Origin of the sequence: uncultured Sphingomonas sp. (assembly GCF_964250165.1) — a bacterium.
Taxonomy (GTDB): Bacteria; Pseudomonadota; Alphaproteobacteria; order Sphingomonadales; family Sphingomonadaceae; genus Sphingomonas.
Genome location: NZ_CAXUEK010000031.1, coordinates 1 through 20,581, shown reverse-complemented (window position 1 = coordinate 20,581; position 20,581 = coordinate 1). Strand labels below are relative to the sequence as shown.

Annotated in this window: 17 protein-coding genes; 8 read left to right on the top strand and 9 right to left on the bottom strand. The window is 70.1% G+C overall.

Going from position 1 to position 20,581, the window contains the following annotated elements; all coding sequences use genetic code 11:
• The first annotated feature begins 94 nt into the window (after nucleotides 1–94).
• Nucleotides 95–1,057: a PEPxxWA-CTERM sorting domain-containing protein gene (locus ACFE64_RS08345; protein WP_375391999.1), complete on the top strand. Its 963-nt coding sequence runs from the start codon at nucleotides 95–97 to the stop codon at nucleotides 1,055–1,057.
• On the opposite strand, the gene ACFE64_RS08340 is transcribed toward ACFE64_RS08345, so the two are convergent.
• The gene (locus ACFE64_RS08340; RefSeq protein ID WP_375391998.1) at nucleotides 1,021–3,990 is read right to left on the bottom strand and encodes a TonB-dependent receptor domain-containing protein; all 2,970 of its coding nucleotides are present in this window, start codon (nucleotides 3,988–3,990) and stop codon (nucleotides 1,021–1,023) included. The genes ACFE64_RS08345 and ACFE64_RS08340 overlap by 37 nt on opposite strands.
• 231 nt (nucleotides 3,991–4,221) lie before the next feature.
• On the opposite strand from ACFE64_RS08340, the gene ACFE64_RS08335 reads away from it, so the two are divergent.
• From ACFE64_RS08335 to ACFE64_RS08325, 3 genes are read left to right on the top strand one after another with little or no spacing between them, the layout of a single operon-like run.
• Nucleotides 4,222–5,442 carry an extracellular solute-binding protein gene (locus ACFE64_RS08335; protein ID WP_375391997.1) on the top strand — a complete coding sequence of 407 codons (1,221 nt, stop codon included), beginning with the start codon at nucleotides 4,222–4,224 and terminating at the stop codon, nucleotides 5,440–5,442.
• A complete protein-coding gene (locus ACFE64_RS08330; protein WP_375391996.1) occupies nucleotides 5,439–6,320 on the top strand; it encodes a carbohydrate ABC transporter permease in 882 nt (293 codons plus the stop codon). The genes ACFE64_RS08335 and ACFE64_RS08330 overlap by 4 nt, the downstream gene beginning before the upstream one ends.
• Nucleotides 6,311–7,162: a carbohydrate ABC transporter permease gene (locus ACFE64_RS08325; RefSeq protein ID WP_375391995.1), complete on the top strand. Its 852-nt coding sequence runs from the start codon at nucleotides 6,311–6,313 to the stop codon at nucleotides 7,160–7,162. The genes ACFE64_RS08330 and ACFE64_RS08325 overlap by 10 nt, the downstream gene beginning before the upstream one ends.
• Here ACFE64_RS08325 and ACFE64_RS08320 read toward each other — a convergent pair.
• The gene (locus tag ACFE64_RS08320) at nucleotides 7,152–8,240 is read right to left on the bottom strand and encodes an ABC transporter ATP-binding protein (protein ID WP_375391994.1); all 1,089 of its coding nucleotides are present in this window, start codon (nucleotides 8,238–8,240) and stop codon (nucleotides 7,152–7,154) included. The genes ACFE64_RS08325 and ACFE64_RS08320 overlap by 11 nt on opposite strands.
• 119 nt (nucleotides 8,241–8,359) lie before the next feature.
• Here ACFE64_RS08320 and ACFE64_RS08315 point away from each other — a divergent pair, with 119 nt between their 5' ends.
• The gene (locus ACFE64_RS08315; protein ID WP_375391993.1) at nucleotides 8,360–9,583 is read left to right on the top strand and encodes an MFS transporter; all 1,224 of its coding nucleotides are present in this window, start codon (nucleotides 8,360–8,362) and stop codon (nucleotides 9,581–9,583) included.
• A gap of 13 nt (nucleotides 9,584–9,596) precedes the next feature.
• Here ACFE64_RS08315 and ACFE64_RS08310 read toward each other — a convergent pair whose 3' ends face one another.
• Together ACFE64_RS08310 and ACFE64_RS08305 are read right to left on the bottom strand one after the other, a co-directional pair.
• Nucleotides 9,597–11,990 carry a TonB-dependent receptor gene (locus tag ACFE64_RS08310; protein ID WP_375391992.1) on the bottom strand — a complete coding sequence of 798 codons (2,394 nt, stop codon included), beginning with the start codon at nucleotides 11,988–11,990 and terminating at the stop codon, nucleotides 9,597–9,599.
• 36 nt (nucleotides 11,991–12,026) lie between these two features.
• Complete coding sequence (locus tag ACFE64_RS08305; RefSeq protein WP_375392009.1) at nucleotides 12,027–13,103, bottom strand: Gfo/Idh/MocA family protein; 1,077 nt, start codon at nucleotides 13,101–13,103, stop codon at nucleotides 12,027–12,029.
• 37 nt (nucleotides 13,104–13,140) lie between these two features.
• On the opposite strand from ACFE64_RS08305, the gene ACFE64_RS08300 reads away from it, so the two are divergent.
• Both ACFE64_RS08300 and ACFE64_RS08295 read left to right on the top strand, forming a co-directional pair.
• Nucleotides 13,141–14,052, top strand: coding sequence for an aldo/keto reductase family oxidoreductase (locus ACFE64_RS08300; protein WP_375391991.1), 912 nt, complete (start codon nucleotides 13,141–13,143; stop codon nucleotides 14,050–14,052).
• Complete coding sequence (locus ACFE64_RS08295) at nucleotides 14,049–15,128, top strand: LLM class flavin-dependent oxidoreductase (protein ID WP_375391990.1); 1,080 nt, start codon at nucleotides 14,049–14,051, stop codon at nucleotides 15,126–15,128. The genes ACFE64_RS08300 and ACFE64_RS08295 overlap by 4 nt, the downstream gene beginning before the upstream one ends.
• A gap of 223 nt (nucleotides 15,129–15,351) precedes the next feature.
• Here the strand turns inward: ACFE64_RS08295 and ACFE64_RS08290 are convergent, their stop codons facing one another.
• The 4 genes from ACFE64_RS08290 to hpnK form a co-directional block, all read right to left on the bottom strand.
• Nucleotides 15,352–16,626, bottom strand: a complete 1,275-nt coding sequence (locus tag ACFE64_RS08290) for a glycoside hydrolase family 130 protein (protein ID WP_375391989.1) — start codon at nucleotides 16,624–16,626, stop codon at nucleotides 15,352–15,354.
• 68 nt (nucleotides 16,627–16,694) lie between these two features.
• Nucleotides 16,695–17,561 carry an oxidoreductase gene (locus tag ACFE64_RS08285; protein ID WP_375391988.1) on the bottom strand — a complete coding sequence of 289 codons (867 nt, stop codon included), beginning with the start codon at nucleotides 17,559–17,561 and terminating at the stop codon, nucleotides 16,695–16,697.
• The gene (locus tag ACFE64_RS08280) at nucleotides 17,558–18,400 is read right to left on the bottom strand and encodes a ferritin-like domain-containing protein (RefSeq protein WP_375392008.1); all 843 of its coding nucleotides are present in this window, start codon (nucleotides 18,398–18,400) and stop codon (nucleotides 17,558–17,560) included. Before ACFE64_RS08280 ends, ACFE64_RS08285 begins: the two co-directional genes overlap by 4 nt.
• A 67-nt stretch (nucleotides 18,401–18,467) precedes the next feature.
• Complete coding sequence (gene hpnK / locus ACFE64_RS08275) at nucleotides 18,468–19,322, bottom strand: hopanoid biosynthesis-associated protein HpnK (protein ID WP_375391987.1); 855 nt, start codon at nucleotides 19,320–19,322, stop codon at nucleotides 18,468–18,470.
• Between the two features lie 89 nt (nucleotides 19,323–19,411).
• On the opposite strand from hpnK, the gene ACFE64_RS08270 reads away from it, so the two are divergent.
• Nucleotides 19,412–19,702, top strand: coding sequence for a hypothetical protein (locus ACFE64_RS08270; protein WP_375391986.1), 291 nt, complete (start codon nucleotides 19,412–19,414; stop codon nucleotides 19,700–19,702).
• A gap of 38 nt (nucleotides 19,703–19,740) precedes the next feature.
• On the opposite strand, the gene ACFE64_RS08265 is transcribed toward ACFE64_RS08270, so the two are convergent.
• A partial coding sequence (locus tag ACFE64_RS08265) for a radical SAM protein (RefSeq protein WP_375391985.1) occupies nucleotides 19,741–20,581 on the bottom strand: 841 nt, incomplete at its 5' end.

Below are 20,581 nucleotides of genomic sequence, written 5' to 3'. Positions count from 1 at the left end.
GCCCCCGCGACGCGCGACGGTATAGTGAACGTCAGAGCAATAAACAGGCCGCTCGGCTTGGCAGGGCGGTAGCAAGTTCCGGGGGATCAGGATGATGATTCGTGCTTTGCGCTGGTCGCTGCTGCCGGTCGGGCTGTTCGCGGGCGCGTCGGCCGAGGCTGCGCGATCTAATTGCGGCGATGTGGCGTGCAGCACATCGGCCACGGTCAAGGGCAGTTCCGTCATCCCCGGTCCCGACGAGTTCGCGCTGCGCGGCGACATCTTCTCGTCCACGTACCTCGACGCGCGACTGGTCAACGGCTCGACGCAGATCACGCTGCCGTTCACGGTCAATTTCGGGCCGGTCGGCGGGGCGGCGGCCGTCAATGGCGTCGCCGCTTCTGCCGCGGCGGTCACGGCGGCGAGCGGCACCGACATCCTCTACCTCAACCAGAACGGCACGGTCAGCTTCGGCCAGGCGATCGCCGGTTATCGGGCGGTCAGCAACCTGGCCGATCTCGGCGTGCCGGTGATCGCGCCCTATTACGCGCCGCTGGCGCTTGGGTCGGGATCAGGCGACGGACAGCTGGAGCCGGGCGACATCACCGTCCAGTACGGCCTCGCCGATCCCTATGCCGACGGCGGCGCCTACAACCAGGCGGACGCGCGGCAGGCGGTGCGGATCACCTGGTATGATCTGGGCGAGGGCCGCAGCGCGACGGGTGCGCCGAACACCGTTCTCGCCCAGCTGCTGATCAGCGCCGACGCAGACGGGCTCAGCAACTTCGAGTTCCGCTATGGCGACCCGAACGCGCCGGGCCAGGCCGATTTCGGCTCGCTGGCGGGCTTCGCGCTGAACGGCACGCAGGTGCAGTTCGCCGGGCCTTATGCCGGCGGGCGCGCTCTGCCGACCTTCTTCGAGTTCAACGACGGCACGTACATCGGCCAGTTCGGGACGCCCATCTCCGGCGGCGTGCCGGAGCCGGCGACGTGGACGGCGATGATCCTCGGCTTCGGGTTCGCCGGGGCTGCCCTCCGCCGTCACCGCGCGCCGGTCCGCACCTTCACCCCCGCATAGAAATACCGTCCCAGGGCGGAGATCGGCTGATTGATCGCGTTGCCCGGATCGGGCTGCTGATCGGAGAGGTTGAGCGCGCCCAGATAGAAGGAGATCCCCTCGCGCACGTCGTAGCCGATCTGCACGTCGTGCTGCCACAATTCGCTGTAGCGACGCTGCGCGGGCGGCGCATAGTTCGGATCGTTGAGCGCGCTCAGCGTGTCGGTCGTCCGCGTCGCGTCGAACCAGCGCAGGTTGTAGGTGAGCGTGAAGCCGCCCAGCGTCCATGTCGGCGAGAAGTTCACATTGTATTTGGGTCGCCCCGGCTGGTCGACATTGTCGGTCAGGGGGGCGCCGGGAATGCCGATGAAGTCGAGCCGGTGCAGGTAGCCCCCCACCAGCCGCAGATCGAACGTTCCCGCGACGGCGGTGCGCAGCAGATAATCGATGTTCACATCCAGCCCCGCGGTGCGAAAGCTGGCGACGTTCTGCGGCTGCACGGTGTAGCCGATGATGGTGCCCGGCACGGCGGTGCTGCCGTTGACCACGGTGGTCCTGCTCGCGCGCGCGATCGACGCGCAGAACGGATTGTCCAGTGTCTGCACGTCCACGCACAGGTCGGCAAGCTGCGACGGATCGGGCGTATTGATGGCGCCTGCCAGATTGATGTCATACCAATCGAACGAGGCGGTCAGCCCGCGCAGGAAACGCGGTCGCAGCACCACCCCGGCGGTCCACGTCGTCGCGGCTTCAGCCTTCAGGTTCTGATTGCCCGAGCGGACGCCCGGGACGTTGCTCGCGGTCTGCAGGGCGTCGGAGACGCTGGCCCCGTAGCGCGCCAACAGCGTCGCGCAGTTCGCCGCACGATACTGGGTCCCCAGCGTGATCCTGCTCGGCGTGCAGGGATCCTGGAAAAATGCCGAATCGCCGCTGACCGGCTGGAACAGCTCGCCGATATTGGGCGCCCGCACCGCTTTGCCATACGAGCCGCGGAAGGTGATGTCGCGGACGGGCGCATAGACGCCGTTGAACTGCCAGGTACTGGTGTCCCCGATCGTCGAATAGCGCGAATAGCGATATGCCGCGCCCACCGACAGCGTCTCGGCGAAGCGCGCCCCTTTGAAGACCGGCGCATTCAGCTCCCCGAACGCCTCCTTGACATCGAAGCTGCCGCCGCTGGGCACGACCAGGGTCGGTTCGGTGTAAGCCGCGAACACGTTGTTCTGCAGATTGGCGCTGGGATCGAAGGCGCTGGTCTCGCGGCGATACTCGCCGCCGAACGAGAACTGCACCGCGTCGCCCGGCAGCCGGAAGAAGGCGCCGAAATCGCCGCTGACCGACGCACTGGCGACCGACTGGGTGAGGCGCGCGAAGCTCGGGTCGTTGATCTGGAAGAAGGCGAGCGCCTGGGCGCTGATCGGGCCGGGGCCGAACAGGCTGACGGGCACGCAATTCGGATTGCCTCCGCTCAGGTTGGAGCGGCAGACGGGCTGCCCGGTCAGCGGACTGGCGACGACGTCGATCGCCTGCGCATAGGGCGCGGCGAGCACTTCGTTCAGCTTGGTGATCGCCACATCCGTGCGGCCGTATTCGTAATAGGCGTCATAGGTCGCGTGCGGACTGATCCGGCCCGAGACGTCGAAGACGCCACGATAGGTCTGGCGAAGATCGCTTTCGCCGTGGCGCCCGTAATCGAGATTGTCGCGGGTGACCGTCACATAGTCCTGCCCCGCGGCCCGGGCCGCCTTGGCGATCGCCAGCGGCACGAACGGGTTGTCCAGCGTGATGGTCGTCCCATAGGTGCCGATATAGTAATCGAACGTGGTCGCCCGGGTCTGCGCGTATTTGGCCTGCACGGACAGCTTGACCACATCCGACACGTCGTAATGGCCGAGCAGGTTGACGTCGTGGCGCAGGTCGTGCGGCTGGAGATCGCCCGAATAGAACCCCGCCACCGGCGTGTCGTCGCCGCCGACCGAATAATAGGAAGCGGGCGTGCCGTGCCGGTAGGGCTGGCCGAGCCCGTTGAAATCGGCATAGCCGTCGCCGTTGACGTCGACCGCGCCGATCGGCGACTCCCCCGCATAACGCAGGTCGCCCACCAGGATATTGGCGGGCGCATTCGGATCGGTGGCGCGCGCGTCGTTCGGGATCAGATATTGCCGCCGCGCGCCGCGCAGATAATCCCGACTGTCGTTGTCCAGCCGTCCGTCCTGGTTATACTCGTAGGCGAGCGAGATGTTGGCTCGCCCGTCCGCGAAGTTCCTGCCCAGCGCCAGCGAGACGAACTGGTTGGGCGCGTCGCCGCGGCTGGAGATGCCGATCTGGCTGCGCGCCGACACACCGTCGAAGTCGCGTTTCAGGATGAAGTTGACGACGCCTGACACGCCGTCCGCGCCATAGACCGCCGAGGCTCCGCCGGTCAGCACGTCGACGCGTTCGATCAGGTCGGTGGGAATCGAATTGATGTCGACGGCGGCGCTGTTCGGTTCGCCGGCCACGTGACGACGCCCATCGACCAGCACCAGCGTCCGGTTGGTGCCGAGATTGCGCAGGTTGAGCTCGTTCAGCCCCGCCCCGCCGAACGGGTCGGCATAGACCGCGTTGCCGCCCGAACTCTGGGTGTTGTCGCGCGAGCCGGTCAGCGCCGGCACGCGGAGCAGGAAATTGGTGATGTTGGTGTTGCCGGACTGCTGGATGTTGGCGGCGTTGAACGAGGTGATCGGGTTGGGCGCCGCGAACTCCGGCCGGGCGATGCGCGAGCCCGTGACGACGACATCGTTCGCACCGTTCTCGGCGGCCTGGGCGGCGTCGGCCGTCGCCGGAGCGCCCGGGTCGGTCGCGCCCAGGGCCTGGGTCGCTTGCGCGGTCTGGGCCGCGCCCGCCGTGGCGGACGCGAGCATCATCGCCGCGCCGGCCAGCAGGCTTGCACGGAACACGTTACTGGCGGACATCTTGCGTTCTGACTCCCTGCGCGGCGCTGGCGGCCGCTCGCCCGTTCTTTTCGGCCCGGAACGCGCGGGGGGCAAGCGGTCGCGTCGCAGCGCCATGACACGGGTTACCCCGCCACCATGGTGCCCACACACACGCTCGGCTAAGCTCCCGACGAACGGAAGGGGACCAGAGCGATCGGCGAGGCGGATGCGGGAGCGGACCGGCGGGCCTGGCTGGCCGGCGCGCTGGCGGTGGGGGCGACGGCTGCGCTCGCCGCGTGCGGGCAGCCCGGCGGGGACCGGCTGACCTGGTGGGGCATGGGCTCGGAAGGCGAGAACGCGCCCAAGCTCCTGCCGGCGTTCACGGCCGCGACCGGGCTGACGGTCGAGGTGCAGTCGCTGCCCTGGACGGGCGTGCACGAGAAGCTGCTTGCCGCCCATGCGGGCGGCTCGCTGCCCGACGTCATGCTGCTGGCGAACGGCTGGATCCCCGAGCTGACCATGCTGGGCGCGCTCGCCCCCGTGCCGCCGGACCGCGCGGGGCTGCTGGACGGGCAGTTTCCCGCCCCGGCGCAGGCGGTCCGGGTGGGAAGCACGGCGATGGCGGCGCCCTGGATCGTCGACAGCTGGGTGCAATATTACCGGCCCGACCTGCTCGCCGAGATCGGCTACCCCGCGCCGCCCGCGAGCTGGGCGGAGTGGACGCGGATGGCGGACGCCTACAAACGCCGCCACCCCGACCGGTTCGTCACGCTGCAGCTGCTCAATTGGCCCGAGCCGCTGATGAACTATGGCGCGCAAGGGGGCGAGCCGCTGTTGCGCGATCGCGCGACGCGCGGCAACTTCGCCTCGCCCGGGTTCAGGGCGGCGCTCGCCTTCTACAAATCGGTGTTCGACCGCGGCTTTTCGCCACGGCTCACGGGCGTCGAAGCGGGCGACACGGTGCTCGATTTCACGCGCGGCCGCTACGCCGTGCTGCCGTCCAACTCCGAGACCATGGGCCAGCTGCGGCGGCCGATGTACGGCCTTCCCGCCGAGCGATGGGCGATCGCCGCGACTCCCGGGCCGACCGGCGTCGAGGGGGTGTGGGCGGCGGGCGATTGCCTGGCCGTCAGCCGCACGTCGCGCCGGCCCGCACAGGCGTGGGCGCTGGTCGATTACCTCTGCGGCGTGCCGGCGCAGCTCGCCTTCCATCGCCTGACCGGCGACCTGCCCTCGCGGCTCGCCGCCTGGACGGCGCCCGCGCTCGCCCGCGCCGCGCCCGAACAGGTCTTCCATCGCGCGATCCGCGCCGGCGTCGTCGGCCGCAACGTGCCGGAGAACGCCCGCATCGCCACCGAGGTGCAGCTGGTGGCGGAGCACATGGTGCGCGGCGAGTATGGTGTCGACGCGGCCGCGATCGAAATGGACCGCCGCGTCGACGCGATCCTGGCAAAGCGGCGCTGGCTGCTCGACAGGGGACTGATCTCATGAGCAGGCAGGACCGTGCCGGCCTGGCGTTCGTCGCGCCCGTGCTGGTCGGTACGCTGCTCGTCCTGGTGGTGCCGACGGCAATGGGGCTGCTGCTGTCGGTCACCGACTTCGACATCTATGCGCTCGCCGATCTGCGCTTCCTCCGCTTCGTCGGGGTGCAAAACTATCTCGACCTGCTGCGCCAGCCGCTGTTCTGGCGGGCGATCGCGAACACCGTGCTGTTCGCCGCGCTTGGCGTGCCGGCGGCGATCGGCACGTCGCTCGCAACGGCGCTGTTGATCCACAGCCGCGCGGTGCGTCTCAAGCCGGTCTGGCGGCTGATGTTCTTCGCGCCCTATGTCACCACGCTGGTCGCGACCGCGCTGGTGTGGCGCTATGTGCTCGACACGCGGTCGGGGCTGCTCAACTACTGGCTGTCGCTGCTCGGCGTCGCGCCCGTCGACTGGCTGGGCGACCCCCGCACCAGCATTCCGGCGACGCTGATCTTCATCGTGTGGAAGGCGTTCGGCTACAACATGCTGGTGTTCGCCGCGGCGTTGTCCACCGTGCCGCTCGACCTGCACGAGGCGGCGCGCCTGGACGGGGCAGGCGCGTGGGCGCGGTTCCGCCACGTGACGCTGCCCGCGATCGGCCCCGCGCTGCTGCTCGCCGCCGTGATCTCGGTCGCCAATTTCCTGCAGGTGTTCACCGAGCCTTATGTGATGACGCATGGCGGGCCGGCCGAGAGCACGGTGACGGTGCTGTATTTCATGTTCGAACAGGGCTTCACCTGGTGGAATCTCGGCGTCGCCTCGGCGGTCGCGGTGATCCTGTCCGCCGCGATCCTGGTCGTGACCGCGCTGCAGGCGCGGCTGGGGAGGCGTTACGAATGGGTATGACGCAGGCTCGCGCCGTTCTCCTGAACCTGCTCGTTGCGGCGCTGGCGATCGGCACGGTCGCGCCGCTGGTCTGGATGGTGACGGTGTCGCTGATGCCCAAGGGCGCGGCCGTCGCCACGCCGCCGCCCTTCTGGCCGAGCCATCCGACGCTCGCGAACTATCGCGAGCTGCTGCTGCCCAACGGCACGGGACCCTACGCGACCGACTTCAAGGTCCTGCCCGCGATCGTGAACAGCGTCGCGCTGGCGGTGATGGCGACGCTGCTCGGCCTCGCCCTGACGCTGCCCGCGGGCTACGCCTTCGCCAAGCTGCGCTTCCGCGGCCGCACGCCGCTGTTCCGGCTGCTGCTCGCGCTGGCGGTGATGCCGGGCCAGGTCGCGCTGCTGCCGTTGTTCCTGATGCTGAAGTCGGTGGGACTCATCAACACCTATGCCGGCGTCCTCGCGCCGGGGCTGGCGGCGGTCTACGGCACGGTATTCGTGCGGCAGGCCGTCCTGGCGATCCCGGACGAGATGCTGGACGCGGCGCGGATCGACGGGGCGAGCGAGTGGCGGATCTTCACGCGCATCGTCATTCCCCTGCTGAAGCCGGTGACGGTGACGCTGGCGCTGTTCACCTTCCTGGCGAGCTGGAGCGATTTCCTCTGGCCGCTGATCGCGATCACCGACCAGCGGCGCTATACACTGCCGGTCGCGCTGGCGGCGATCGGGCGCGAGCATTTCAAGGATACCGAGCTGATGATGGCGGGCGCGGTGGTCACCACCCTGCCGGTGCTGCTGCTGTTCCTGGCGCTGCAGCGTTATTATTTCAGCGGGATGCTGAGCGGCGGCATCAAGGGCTGAGGCGCGGATAGGCAGCGCCGTTGGGGCCGAACAGGTGCGCCTGCTCGGGCGTCGCGCTGAAGCGGATCACCTGGCCGAGCGTGACGTGCCGATCGGCCGGCAGCTGCGCGACGAGCGGCGACCCATCGGGGCGGCCGAGATGCGCAAAGGATTGCGGCCCCAGCCGCTCGAACAGCTCGACCGCGCCCGCGAACGGGCCGCCCGGATCGGGCCGGAAATGCTCCGGCCTGATGCCCAGCGTGGCGGTCCCGCCGACCTCGGCCGGCGGCACGCGCGCGGCGACCCGCAGGTCGCCTCCTTCCGGCAGCGCGACCGTCGTGCCGTGCCCGTCCACGGTCGCGATGCGGACCGGCAGGAGGTTCATCGCCGGCGCGCCGATCGCCTCCGCGACCCGGAGCGTGGCCGGACGATCATAAAGCGCGATCGGTTCGCCCACCTGCTCCACCCGCCCGTCGCGCATCACCACGATGCGGTTGGCGAGCGTCATCGCCTCCATCTGGTCGTGCGTGACATAGACCATCGTCGCGCCGAGCCGCTGGTGCAGGCGCGCGAACTCGTGGCGCAGCTTGACGCGCAGGGCCGCGTCGAGGTTGGACAGCGGCTCGTCGAGCAGCAGCACGGCGGGATCGCGCACGATCGCGCGGCCGATCGACACCCGCTGCCGCTGCCCGCCCGACAACGCGCGCGGGCGCCGATCGAGCAGCGCCGACAGATCGAGCAGCGCGGCCACCTCCGCCACCCTGGCGGCGATCTCCCGGCGCGGGCGGCGCGCCATGCGCAGCGGGAAGCCGATATTCTCGGCGACCGACAGATGCGGGTAGAGCGCGTAGGACTGGAACACCATGGCGATGCCGCGTTCGGCCGGGGTGCGCTCGGTCACGTCGGCGCCGGCGATCAGCACTCGGCCCTCGCTCGGCTCCTCCAGCCCGGCGAGCAGGCGCAGCAGCGTCGACTTGCCGCAGCCGGACGGGCCGACCACCACCAGGAACTCGCCGTCGGCGATGTCGAGATCGGTCGGGTGAAGCGCCACCGCGTCGCCGAACCGCTTCGCGAGGCCGCGGACGGCGAGGCTTGCCATGGTTGCGGGCATAGAGCGGCGCGGGCGGTGGTCAACGGGGCCCGGCTGGCCGCCGCGGCTTTACGGCCCTAAACGCAACCTGTGCGGCGCGCGCGCGCGGATCGGCGCAGGGAGGGGCGATGCAGGGACGCTTCCGGATCGTCGCGCTCGTCTTCGTCGCGATCATGCTCAACTATGTCGATCGGCAGATCCTGGCGCTGCTCAAGCCGACGCTGGCCGCGGAGTTCCGCTGGTCGGACCAGGATTACGCCAACATGGGCACCGCCTTCCAGTTCGCGACCGCGGTGGCGTTTCTCGGCACCGGCTGGTTCATCGACCGGGTGGGGCTCCGGCGCGGGTTCGCGCTCGGCGTCGCGCTGTGGAGCCTCGCGGGCATGGCGCACGCCGCGGCGGCGGGCGTCGCCGGGTTCATCGCCGCCCGGATGGTGCTGGGCGTCGGCGAGTCGGTCGGCACGCCCGCCGCGGTCAAGTCGGCCGCCACCTATTTCAGCCACAGCGACCGGCAGCTGGCGCTCGGCATCGGCAACACCGCGCCCAACATCGGCGCGATCGTCACGCCGCTGTTCATCCCGGCGCTGGCGGTCGCCTTCGGCTGGCGCGCGACCTTCCTGGTCGCGGGCGGGCTGGGGCTGCTCTGGGTCGCGGCGTGGTTCGCGGTGCGCGTGCCGCCCGTCGCCGCCGACGCGATCGCGCCCGCGCCGGTCCGCTGGCTCGATGTCGCGCGCAGCCGCGCAACGCTGACGATCGCGGTCGCCAAGGTGCTGTCGGATCAGGTGTGGTTCTTCATGCTGCTCTGGCTGCCCGACCTGTTCCACCGGCTGTTCGGGCTGCCGCAGGGCATGCTGGGGCTGCCCGTAGCGCTGGTCTATTGCTTCGCCGCCGCCGGCGCGCTGACCGGCGGCTGGCTGCCGCGGCGGCTGATGGCGCGCGGCTGGTCGGTGAACCGGGCGCGCAAGACCGCGATGCTCGGCTATGCGCTGCTGGTCACGCCAGTGCCGGCGGTGATGTATCTGCACAGCCCGTGGACGGCAGCGCTGCTGCTCGGGCTGGGGCTGTTCGCGCACCAGGGCTTCTCGACCAACGTGTTCGGCCTCACCACGGATCTGGTGCCGGCGCGCGCGGTCGGCTCGACGATCGGGATCGCGGCGTTCTGCGGCAATTTCTGCTCGATCGGGATGATCCAGTTCTCCGCCTTCTCGCTGTCGCACGGCTGGGGCTATGCGCCGATGCTTGCGATCTGCGCGTCGAGCTACCTCGTCGCGCTCGCCTTCGTGCAGCTGCTGCAGCCGCACATCGTGCCGGTGAGCGACACGGGCGACGGCCCGCTGGTGCTGGCGCACTAGCGGGCCGCGCGGGTCAGAACGTCACGCGCCCCGTGACGCCGTAATAGCGGTCGGCGTCGCGCGGGATCTGGTAGCGGTAGGAGCCGCCCGGGCCGCCATTGGTGATCGCGGCGGCGAAGCTCTGGTCGAGCAGGTTGCGGACCTGCCCGGTCAGCCGCCAGCGGTCGTCGGCGCTGGTGACGCCCGCCGACAGGTTGAGCAGGCCGTAGCCGCGGATCGTCCCCAGCCGCCGCTGCGTCGGATCGGACGCGAACAACGCCAGCTCGCTGGACTGGTAGGAGCCCTGGGCGCCGCCGAAAAAGTCGACAGCGCCGCCGGTCCGGTAGCGATAGTCGACGCCCAGATTGCCCTTCCACTTCGGCGCAAAGCCGAGCGGCGTGCCCGCCGGCACGATCGCCGTGGCCGCCGCGCCGGGAGGGGCGAAGAACCGGTCGACATGCGCGTCGGTATAGGCGAGCCCGCCGGCGACGTTGAGGTCGGCGACCGGACGCCAGATCAGGTCCGCCTCGCCGCCGCGGGTCGAGACGTCACCGGCGTTGGTGAAGCGCGTCACCACCACGCCCGCGACCAGATCGGGGTTGTTGGCCTGGAAATTGTGGTATTTCGCATGATAGGCGGCGAGGTTCAGCACCAGCCGCCCGCCGAACAGGCTGTTCTTCAGGCCCACCTCATAGGCGTCCGACGTCTCGGGCGCGATGGTGTTGGTGCCGGTCGCGGTTAGGTTGAAGAAGACGTTGTAGGCCGGCCCCTTGTAGCCCCGCGCATAGGTGGCATAGACCGTCGACTGGGGCACGATGTCGAACTGCACGCCGCCCTTGCCGGACAGGTTCTCGTTGGTCGTCTTGCTGCGGAACACGCCGGCGGGCTGGCCGGTGCCGGTCGCGGTGATGGGGAAGCTCGGCTGGATGCCGGGGCCGGCCAGCGTCGTGTTGCGCGAATGGAACACGTCGAGCTGGTCCACCGTGTAGCGCAGCCCGCCGATCAGGCGCAGCCGGTCCGCCAGGTTCAGCGTGGCTTGCCCGAACGCGGCCAGGTTCTTGAAGGTCGAGCCGAAATCGGCGGTCGCGCTCGGGAAGGTCGACGGCGCGGCGAGCGGGCTGGTGCAGGGCGTTAGCGTCGTCGGCGCGGGCGTGACCGCGGAGGTGCAGACGATGTCGTTGCGGGTGAAGACGCGCTCGCTGTAGGCGCGCGAGTAATAGAGGCCGACGACATAGTCGATCAGCTGCCTGCCGGGCGACGTCAGCCGCAGCTCCTGGCTGAAGGTGTCACCGACCTGCGGGCCGAAATCGTGCAGCTGGTTGAAGCCGATATAGGCGGCCGGCAGCCAGTCGCCGTCGCGGATCTCGGTATTCTTGTAGTTGCGATAGGCCGTGATCGACGTGACGGTGCCGAGCGCGCCGCCGCTGATGTCGAGCTGGCCGGAAAAGCCGTAGCCCGTCTCCAGCGTCGAGGTGACGAGGTCCTGGTTGATCGTCCGCGTCTCGTTGCCGCGCGGCGTCGGCAGCACGGTGAAGGCGAGGCTGGTGGCGGGCGCGCCGGTCGCGGTCAGCGGGCCGGTGCCGATTACCTCGGCGCAGCAATCGTCATGGTCGTGGTGGTAGTCGCCGATCAGCGTCAGGGTGACGTTCTTGGTCAGGTCCGCGACGAGCTGCGCGCGGCCGCCATAATGTTCGAAGCCGTTCACATGCTCATTGCCGTGAGCGATGTTGACGATGTTGCCGTCGTAATTGTCGTAGAAGCCCGTGAAGCGGGTGCGGATCGTGTCGGACAGGGGCACGTTGAGCACGGCGCGGGCGCGATACTCGGCGCGGCTGAAATAGCCCGCCTCGACATAGCCGCCCAGCTCGTGCGTCGGCTGCCTGGAGACGATGTTGATGACGCCGGCGGACGCGTTCTTGCCGAACAGCGTGCCCTGCGGTCCGCGCAGCACCTCCAGCCGATCGATGTCGATCAGATCGGAAAACGCCTCGCCGGGTCGCGAATAGACCACGCCGTCGACCACGGTCGATACCGACGGCTCGCCCGCGATCGAGAAGGTGGCGGTGCCGACGCCGCGCAGGAAGATCGACTGGTTGAGCGTGGTGCCCGACTTCAGGAAGTTGAGCGACGGCACCAGATATTGCGCGCCCTCGATCGAGGTCTTGCCCTGCTCCTGCAGCAGGTCGCCCCCGATCACCGACACCGCGACCGGCACGTCCTGCAGCCGCTCCGAGCGCTTCTGCGCGGTGACGATGATGTCACCGGGCGCGACCTCCTCTGTCTCGGTCGGTTGCGCGGTCCGGGCGTCCGCCTGCGCGTCCGCCGACGGCGCGGAGACGCCGCGCGTGGTGGTGTCCTGCGCAAGCACGGGGCTCGCGGCGAGCGCGGTCGCGGCGGCCCCCGCCATCCAGATGTGCCTGCGCGTCATGCCGTATTCTCCTCGCGCCGCCGCCGGACGCCCGATCTAAAAGCCCAGTTCGGCCATCTCGACCACGCGGTGTTCGCGCGCGCTGATCTCGGCCGCCGTGCCGATGGCGACCGCCATCAACCCGTCCTCTGCGGTTACCTCTACCGGCCCCGCGCCGCGCACCGCCGCATTGAATTTCTGGTGCTCGTAAAAGGTGGAGCCATGGTGGCTGCCCGCCGCGAGCGCGAGCGGGTCGGTTTCGATCGCCCGCCGTTCCACCGCCTTGGGCTGCCGCAGGCCGACACGCGGGCTGGTCACCAGCACCCCTTCCGGGATCAGCACGTCGAGGCGCGCGCGGTCGCCGACGGCGGTGACCTCCTCCTGGTTCGCCGCGCCCTCGGCGAACATCGACAGGTCCAGCATCGCGCGGACGCCGTTGGCGAAATCGATGGTGGTATAGCTGTTGTCGATGATGTCGGGCTGCGCTCCGTCGTAGCGTTCGTCGAGATGGTTCACGTCCATCGCGCCCGAGCAATAGACGCGCACCGCCTCCGCGCCGACGATCAGCCGCATCAGATCGAAGAAATGACAGCATTTCTCGACCATCGTGCCGCCGGTGTTGCGGTTGAACCGGTTCCAGTCACCGACCTTGAGCAGGAACGGGAAACGATGCTCGCGGATCGACAGCATCCGCAGCGTGCCCACCGCGCCGCCATGCACCGCCGCGATCAGCGCGGCGAGCGGCGGCATGTAGCGATACTCCATCGCCGTCCAGAACGGCGCGGGCGACGCAGCCGCCCGCTCGACGATCCAGCGCGCGTCCGGAAGCGTCGTCGCCAGCGGCTTCTCGCACAGGATCGGCAGGCCGGCGTCGAACAGCGGCTCCAGCACCGCGCGGTGCGTGTGGTTGGGCGTGGCGACGATTACCGCGTCGGCCAGCCCGCTCGCCGCCAGCGCGGTCGCGTCGGCGAAGGTGCGGACGCCGCCGGCCCGGTCGCCCAGCGTCGCCTGCGCCCAGCCGAGCGAGGTCGCGACCGGATCGGCCAGCGCCGTCACCACCGCGCCGGGCGTGATCGCGAGATTGCGAAGGTGCTCCACCCCCATCATCCCCGTGCCGACCAGCCCGTAACGCACTTGCTCGACCACCCGGCCTGCTCCTAGAGCGGCCGCCATGGCCGACCTCCGCGCTACAGCCGACCCGCGCCCGCTCGGCAAGAGCGGCATCACCGTCAGCCCGCTCGCCTGGGGCATGTGGCGCTTCGGGCGCGCGACGGCCGCGGAGGGGCAGCGGCTGGTCGAGGCGGCGCTCGACGCGGGCATCATGCTGTTCGACACCGCCGACATCTACGGGTTCGAGTCGGTCGAGAAGGGGTTCGGCGACGCAGAGGCATTATTGGGGCGCATCTTCGCCGAGGCGCCCGACCTGCGCGGCCGCATGGTGCTGGCGACCAAGGGCGGGATCACGCCGCCCGTGCCGTATGATTCCGGCCGCGATTACCTGATGGGCGCGCTCGACGCGTCGCTGCGGCGGCTCGGCCTCGAGCAGGTCGACCTGTACCAGATCCACCGCCCCGATATCCTCGCCCACCCGCAGGAGGTGGCGCGGACGCTGGAGGACATGGTGGCGGCCGGCAAGGTCCGCGCGATCGGCGTGTCCAACTACACGCGTCATCAGACGACCGCGCTGGCATCCTTCCTGTCCACCCCCCTCGCCAGCCTGCAGCCGGAGTTCTCGCCGCTGCACCTCGATCCGATGGTCGACGGGCTGTTCGATCTGGCGATGGAGCGCGACTATGCCGTGCTCGCCTGGTCGCCGCTCGGCGGCGGGCGGCTGGGGGATCCGGCCGAGCCGCGCGGGCGGGCGATCGGCGACGCGCTCGATCACCGCGCCCGCGCCTGCCGGGTAAGCCGCGCGGCGGTGGCGTACAGCTGGATCATGACCCACCCGGCGCGGCCGATCCCGATCGTCGGCACGCAGCAGGCATGGCGCATCGCCGAGGCGGCAGACGCCTTCAAGGTGACGTGGACGCGCCAGCAATGGTACGACGTGCTGGTCGCCGCGCGGGGCGAGAAGCTGCCGTGACCGACCTCGCCGCGCTGCCGCCATGCGAGGTGAGCTGGTTCGCGGCGCTGTGCGACGACGATTACGAGTTCCTGGGCGTAGCCGACCCGCGACTGCGCTCCAGCTGGGCGCATTGCCGCGACATCGTGCTGCAGGCGGAGACCGGCGGGTTCGACAACTGCCTGCTGCCGTCGGGCTATCAGCTGGGCATCGACACCACCGCCTTCGCCGCCGGCATCGCACCGCTGCTGCGGCGGCTGGCGCTGCTGATGGCGGTGCGGGTCGGCGAGAGCTGGCCGCCGCAGCTCGCCCGCCAGATCGCCACGATCGATCGGATGCTGGGGGGCCGCCTGACGATCAACATCATCTCCTCCGACCTGCCCGGCGAGACGCTGGCGAGCGCCCCGCGCTATGCCCGCACGGTCGAGGCGATGCACATCCTCAAGACGCTGCTGAACGGCGAGCCGCTCGATCACCGGGGCGAGTTCTGGCGGCTGACGATCGAGCCGCCGCGGGTCGGCACCGTCTCCGGCCGCGCGCCGCTCTTCTATTTCGGCGGCCTCTCGCCCGACGCGCGCGCGGCGGCGGCGGTGGGGTGCGACGTGTTCCTGATGTGGCCGGACCGGCAGGAGGCCGTCGCCGCGATCATCGCCGACCTGCGCGCGCGCGCGGCGACGCACGGCCGGACCTTGCGCTTCGGCTACCGCGCGCACGTCATCGTCCGGGATACGGAAGCCGAGGCGCGCGCCGCCGCCGAACGCCTCCTCTCGAAGCTCGACGCGGCCGAGGGCGCGGCGATCCGCGCCCGCTCGCTCGACTCCACCTCGGCCGGCGTCGCGGCGCAGGCGGCGCTGCGCGAGACCGCGGCGGACGACGGCTATGCCGAGGCGAACCTGTGGACCGGCATCGGCCGCGCTCGCTCGGGCGCGGGCGCGGCGATCGTGGGCGACCCCGATCAGGTGCTCGCCAAGCTCAACGCCTATCGCGCGATGGGGATCGAGGCGTTCATCTTGTCGGGCTACCCGCACGCCGCCGAGGCGGACCTGTTCGCGCGCCACGTCCTGCCGCGGCTCGACCACGCGCCGCTCGTGCGCTGATGGATGTCGACCTCAGCGACGAGCGCCGGATGGGCCGAGCTGGCGCGCCGCTTCGGCGATACCGAGCTGCTCCCGCCTCGCCCGCGGCCGAACGCGATCACGCCATGCACGCGCTTGGCGCGATGGGGACTGGCGGCGCGGCTGCGGACCATGCGCATCGATGACGGCCCGACCGAGGTGCACCGCCCGGTGGTGGCGCGCCACGTCCTGGGGCGGGCGCTGACTATTCCATCGCCGCCAGCAGATCGTCGACCTTGCAGCCCGCGAACGCGGTGAACTGGTCGGCGACGCCGAACGGGAGCAGCAGGTCGCGGCCGTGGAGCAGCGCGCCGCAGCTGTAGACGACGTTGGGCACATAGCCGTCGCGCTCGCCGGGGCTGGGCGCCAGGATCGGCTCGGGCGTGCGCGCCAGCAGCTTGCCGGGGTCGGCCTTGTCGAGCAGGCACGCGCCCATGCAATAGTTGCGCACGGTGCCGACGCCGTGGGTGAATACCAGCCACCCCTCGTCCAGCTCGACGGGCGAGCCGCAATTGCCCATCTGCACGAACTCCCACGGGTAGCGCGGCTCGACCAGCTTGGCGCCGCCGTCCCAGTGATAGAGGTCGTCGGATCGGTGCAGCCAGATATTCTCGTTATCCTGTCGGCCGAGCATCACGAACCGCCCGCCGACCCGCCGCGGGAACAGCGCCATGCCCTTGGCATCGGCGGCGTCACCCGCCAGCACGCGCATGGTGAAGTGCGTGAAATCGTCGGTATCGAGCATTTCGGGCAGCGCCGCCGCGCCGCTGAAGGCGGTATACGTGCCGTAATAGCGCGCCGCGCCGTCCTCCTCGACGAAGCGGACCAGACGAAGATCCTCGATCCCCTGCCGCTGGCGCGGGAGGACCGGGAACAGCACGGTTTCCGACAACGTGCGCGCTTCGCTGCAGTCGAGCTGCACGTCGCCGTGCGCGCCTCCCTCCTTGGTGATGACGGGCGGCACCGCCGTCTCGCTTTCGGGATCGAGCTCGGGCGCTGTCCCCGGCACCCACTGCCCGGTGCGGAAGGCGACGGAGGAGACATGCCCCTCCCCGATCCCGCGGAGCGAGATCAGGAGGCGGACCCCTCCGTGCGGCGCGCCCGACTGGTCGGGATGGAGCACCGCGCTGGGATTGAACAGCGCGGCGGCGGCGAAGGCGAACTCCTCGCTGAAATAGGCGCCGATCAAAAGACGCTGCGCCTGAGAGACGGCGCCCGGCTGCGCGATCCGATCGGCCACGTCGTCGAAGCGGCGCAGCAGCATCGCGTCGACATCGCGGTGCCGCTCATCGAGCGATGCCACGACCTTTTCGTGCTCGTGCGCCAGCCCGGCCTCGTCAAGCCCGAGCACCCGGTCGACGATCGCCTGGACGCGGCCATGGGCGGGATCGCGGAAGCGGTCCGGATAGTCGGGCGAGAAGGGGCGGACGACGGTGCGGGCGGGATCGGGGCGGAGCAGCTGGTCGTAATGGGTGAGCATGCAGGCGCGGCCTTCCGATCGTGGCGCGGCTGTAACGGCCGGCCCCGACGGGAGTTGCCGCGCTTCCGTCAGCGCGCCGGCGGTGCGATCGCGTCCAGCGTGGCGATCGCGTCCGGCCCGAGCTCCAGTTCCGCCGCCGCCAGGTTCTCGCGCAGGTGCGCGACCGACGAGGTGCCCGGGATGAGCAGCAGGTTGGGCGCGCGCCGCAGCAGCCAGGCGAGCGCGACCTGCATCGGCGTCGCGCGCAGCGCGGCGGCGACCCGCGACAGCGCGTCCGACTGGAGCGGGGTGAAGCCGCCCAGCGGGAAGAACGGCACATAGGCGGTGCCGTCGGCTGCGAGCCGGTTGATCAGCGCGTCGTCGCGGCGGTTCGCCAGGTTGTAGAGGTTCTGGACGCAGACGATCGGGCAGATGGCCCTCGCCTCCGCCACCTGCGCCGGGGTCGCGTTGCTGAGGCCGAGGTGGCGGATCAGCCCCCGCTGCTGGAGCTCGGCCAGCACGCTCAGCATCGGCTCGACCGAGCCCTCGGTCGGCCGCTCGCCGAACATCAGGCGCAGGTTGACGACGTCGAGCACATCGCGGCCGAGATTGCTGAGATTGTCGTCGACCGCCGCTGCCAGCTCGGCCGCGCCGAACGCCGGCAGCCACGCCCCCTTGTCGTCGCGGCGCGCGCCGACCTTGGTGACGATGACGAGATCGTCCGGATAGGGCGACAGCGCCTCGCGGATCAGCTGGTTGACGACGTGAGGGCCGTAGAAGTCACTGGTATCGATGTGGTCGACGCCCGCCGCCACCGCCGCGCGCAGCACCGCCAGCGCCGCGTCACGGTCGCGCGGCGGCCCGAACACGTGCGGGCCGGCGAGCTGCATCGCGCCATAGCCCAGCCGCTTCACCGTGCGGTCGCCGAGGGGAAAGGTCCCGGCCTGCCCGGTCATGCGCTTGCCTCCGCCTTGGCACGCGGAGTGAACCGCAGCGCCAGGCGCATCATCGCCGGCACGAACTTCGGTCGTTTGAGCCGCGGATCATAGGGGGCGAGACGGCGGTCGTTCTCGGCCAGGCAGATGCGCGCCAGCTCGCCGAACGTGACCTCGACGCCCAGCTCCTTGGAGCCGTTGAGGGTGAAATTGTTCTCCTCGGCCTTGGTGTTGTCGTCGCCCATGCCCCGCGCCATGCTGATCCGCTCGGCGATCAGCGCGAACCACACCGCGATCACCTTCGCCTCGAACACCGGCCGCCGCCACCACGGCAGCTGGCGGCGATACCAGGCGACCCAGTTGACGAAGAAGACGATGTGCCGCCCCTCCTCGCGCATCACCGGCTCGAACGTCTCGACCAGCTCTTCCGGGAAGAAGCCGGTGTCCTTGGCGAGCTTGAACAGCCCGAAGCCGAAGAAGCTGTCGATGCACTCCGAATAGCCGGTGCGCATGTAGGCGAACTCCGGGTCTTTCGGCCGCTGGTATTCGGGCTCGGGGGCGAGCTCGATGCCGTACGCCTTCACCATGTCCGAGAGCACGACCTTGTGGCGGCGCTCCTCATAGGCGTTCATCGACAGCGCCTCGTGGAGCACGGGATCGGTCACGAACTCGGCATAGGTGCCCATGTTCATGCCGGCGCGCCCCTCGGTCTGCACGGCGATGTCCCAGATCGGCAGGCTGACGATGCGCCGGCGCGTCTCGTCCGACAGCTCGGGCCAGTGGATCAGCGCGGGGCGATAGGGATCGTGCGTGTCGAGCATCATCCGCGCCATCAGGCGGCGGTGCGCGTCGGAGCCCATCTTTACCTTCTGCCCGGGCGGCGGCACCGCCTCGAACGAGGGCGGCGAGACGGCGAGCGGCGCCAGGTCAGGATGGCGCCGCGTCGGGAAGGTCGGCGGCGGGAAGGTCGGCGGCGGGAAGGAAGCTGCGGAAGTGGCCATGGGTCAGCCCTTTGTCCCGGATGGTGGCGATGGCAAGGCGGTCGGTCAGCGCCGCGAGCTCGGCCTCATATAGGTAGCCCGGCGCGGCGCCGGGATAAGGGCCGGTCGCGGGATGAGTGTAGACCTCGGTCAGCCCCGGCGGCAGCTTGGCCAACGCGGAGCGCATCCGCTCTGGCGTGAACGCGCCCGTCCAGGCGAGGCCGATCACCTGGTCGGGCACGAGCAGCCCGGCCCGGCGCAGCCGGCGCTGGAGCCGCCGCGCCCACCAGCGCTCGACGCCGGGCGTACCGCGCTCCAGCGGCGCGCGGACGGCGCGCATCCCGTACCGCTTGCCGATGCGCAGCACCGTCGCCGCGATCGTCGGATGGAGGTGGAAATGCTTGTGCGCGTTGACGTGATCGAGCGGCAGCCCGGTCGCGGCGAAGGCGGCGAACTGCGCCTCCACCTCGGCCGCGAGCTGACGGCGGGCGGCGGGATCGGCGAAGAGGCGCAGCGCCAGGCGCGCCATGTCGGTGCGGAAGCGGCCGTCGGCCCCGACCAGCGCGGGCAGCCGCTCGGGCGGGAGCGCGGGGCGGCCCTCGACCAGCACGACGTGCAGCCCGACGCCGAGGCCCGGCATCGTCCTCGCCCGCGTCACCGCATCGGCGGCGGCGGCGCCCGTGACCATCAGGCTGGCGGCGGTGAGGATGCCGTCACGATGCGCCTGCGCGACGGCGTCGTTGACCTCGATCGATGCGCCGAGATCGTCGGCGGTGACGATCAGACCGCGCGGCACACCCATCACGCCCGGCCGCGATGCGACGGGCGGACGCGCGACAATGAACCGACCGCGCGCCTGGCGGTTATGTCCGCAATCGTTGGAGAAGCTCGATGAAGAACAGATACCTGATCGCGGCGCTGGTCGCGTCCGTCATCACCCCCGGCACGGTAAGCGCGCAGCGCCATACCTATCGCGGGTCGAACAGCCGCTATTATCATGACTGCCGCAAGAGCAGCGGGACGACCGGCACCATCGCCGGCGGCGCCGGCGGCGCGCTTGCGGGCCATCTGCTCGGCGGCGGCACGGTGGGCACGGTCGCGGGCGGCGTCGGCGGGGCGTTGCTGGGCCGCCACCTCGACAAGAAGCACGACGCCGCGCAGAACCGCAGGAACGGCTGCTGACGCCATAGCGGCTCGGGGTGCCCGGCGACCCGAGCCGCTTACGCCGCTTCCTTGCGCCGGCGCAGGAAGTCGAAGAACTCGACGCCTTCGCGCAGGCGGCGCTTCATCATGTCCCAGTCGCGAACCATCTCGCCCACGATTGCGCCGATCTTGCGCGGGCGGAAGTAGAAGCGTTTGTAGAACTCCTCCACCTTGTCGAAGATGACGCTCGCCGGCAGATGCGGGTAGCTCAATTGGGCGATCTGGTTGCCGCCGTCGGTCAGCAGCTCGTGGCTGTCGTCGAACCAGCCATTCTCGGTCGCCTGCCTGTAGAGGAAGGTGCCGGGATAGGGCGCCGCTAGCGACACCTGGATGGTGTAGGGATTGATCTCCTTGGCGTATTCGATCGTCTCCTCGATCGTCTCCAGCGTCTCGCCGGGCAGGCCGAGGATGAAGGTGCCGTGGATGACGATGCCGAGCTCGTGGCAGTCCTTGGTGAACTGCCGCGCGACGTCGACGCGCAGGCCCTTCTTGATGTTGTGCAGGATCTGCTGGTTGCCGCTTTCATAGCCGACCAGCAGCAGGCGCAGGCCGTTCTCCTTGAGCACCTCCAGCACGCGGCGCGGCACGTTCGCCTTGGCGTTGCAGCTCCACGATACCGGAAAGCCGGGCTTGCCGAAGCCGAGCGCGCCCAGCGCGCGGGCCATCTCCATCACGCGATCGTGGTTGTCGGTCAACGTGTCGTCGTCGAAGAAGATCTCCTTCACCTGCGGCATCTCGCTGAGGATATACTCGACCTCCTCGATCACCTTGGGGACCGAGCGGAAGCGATAGCGGTGGCCGCCGATCGTCTGCGGCCACAGGCAGAAGGTGCAGCGGCTCTTGCAGCCGCGGCCGGTG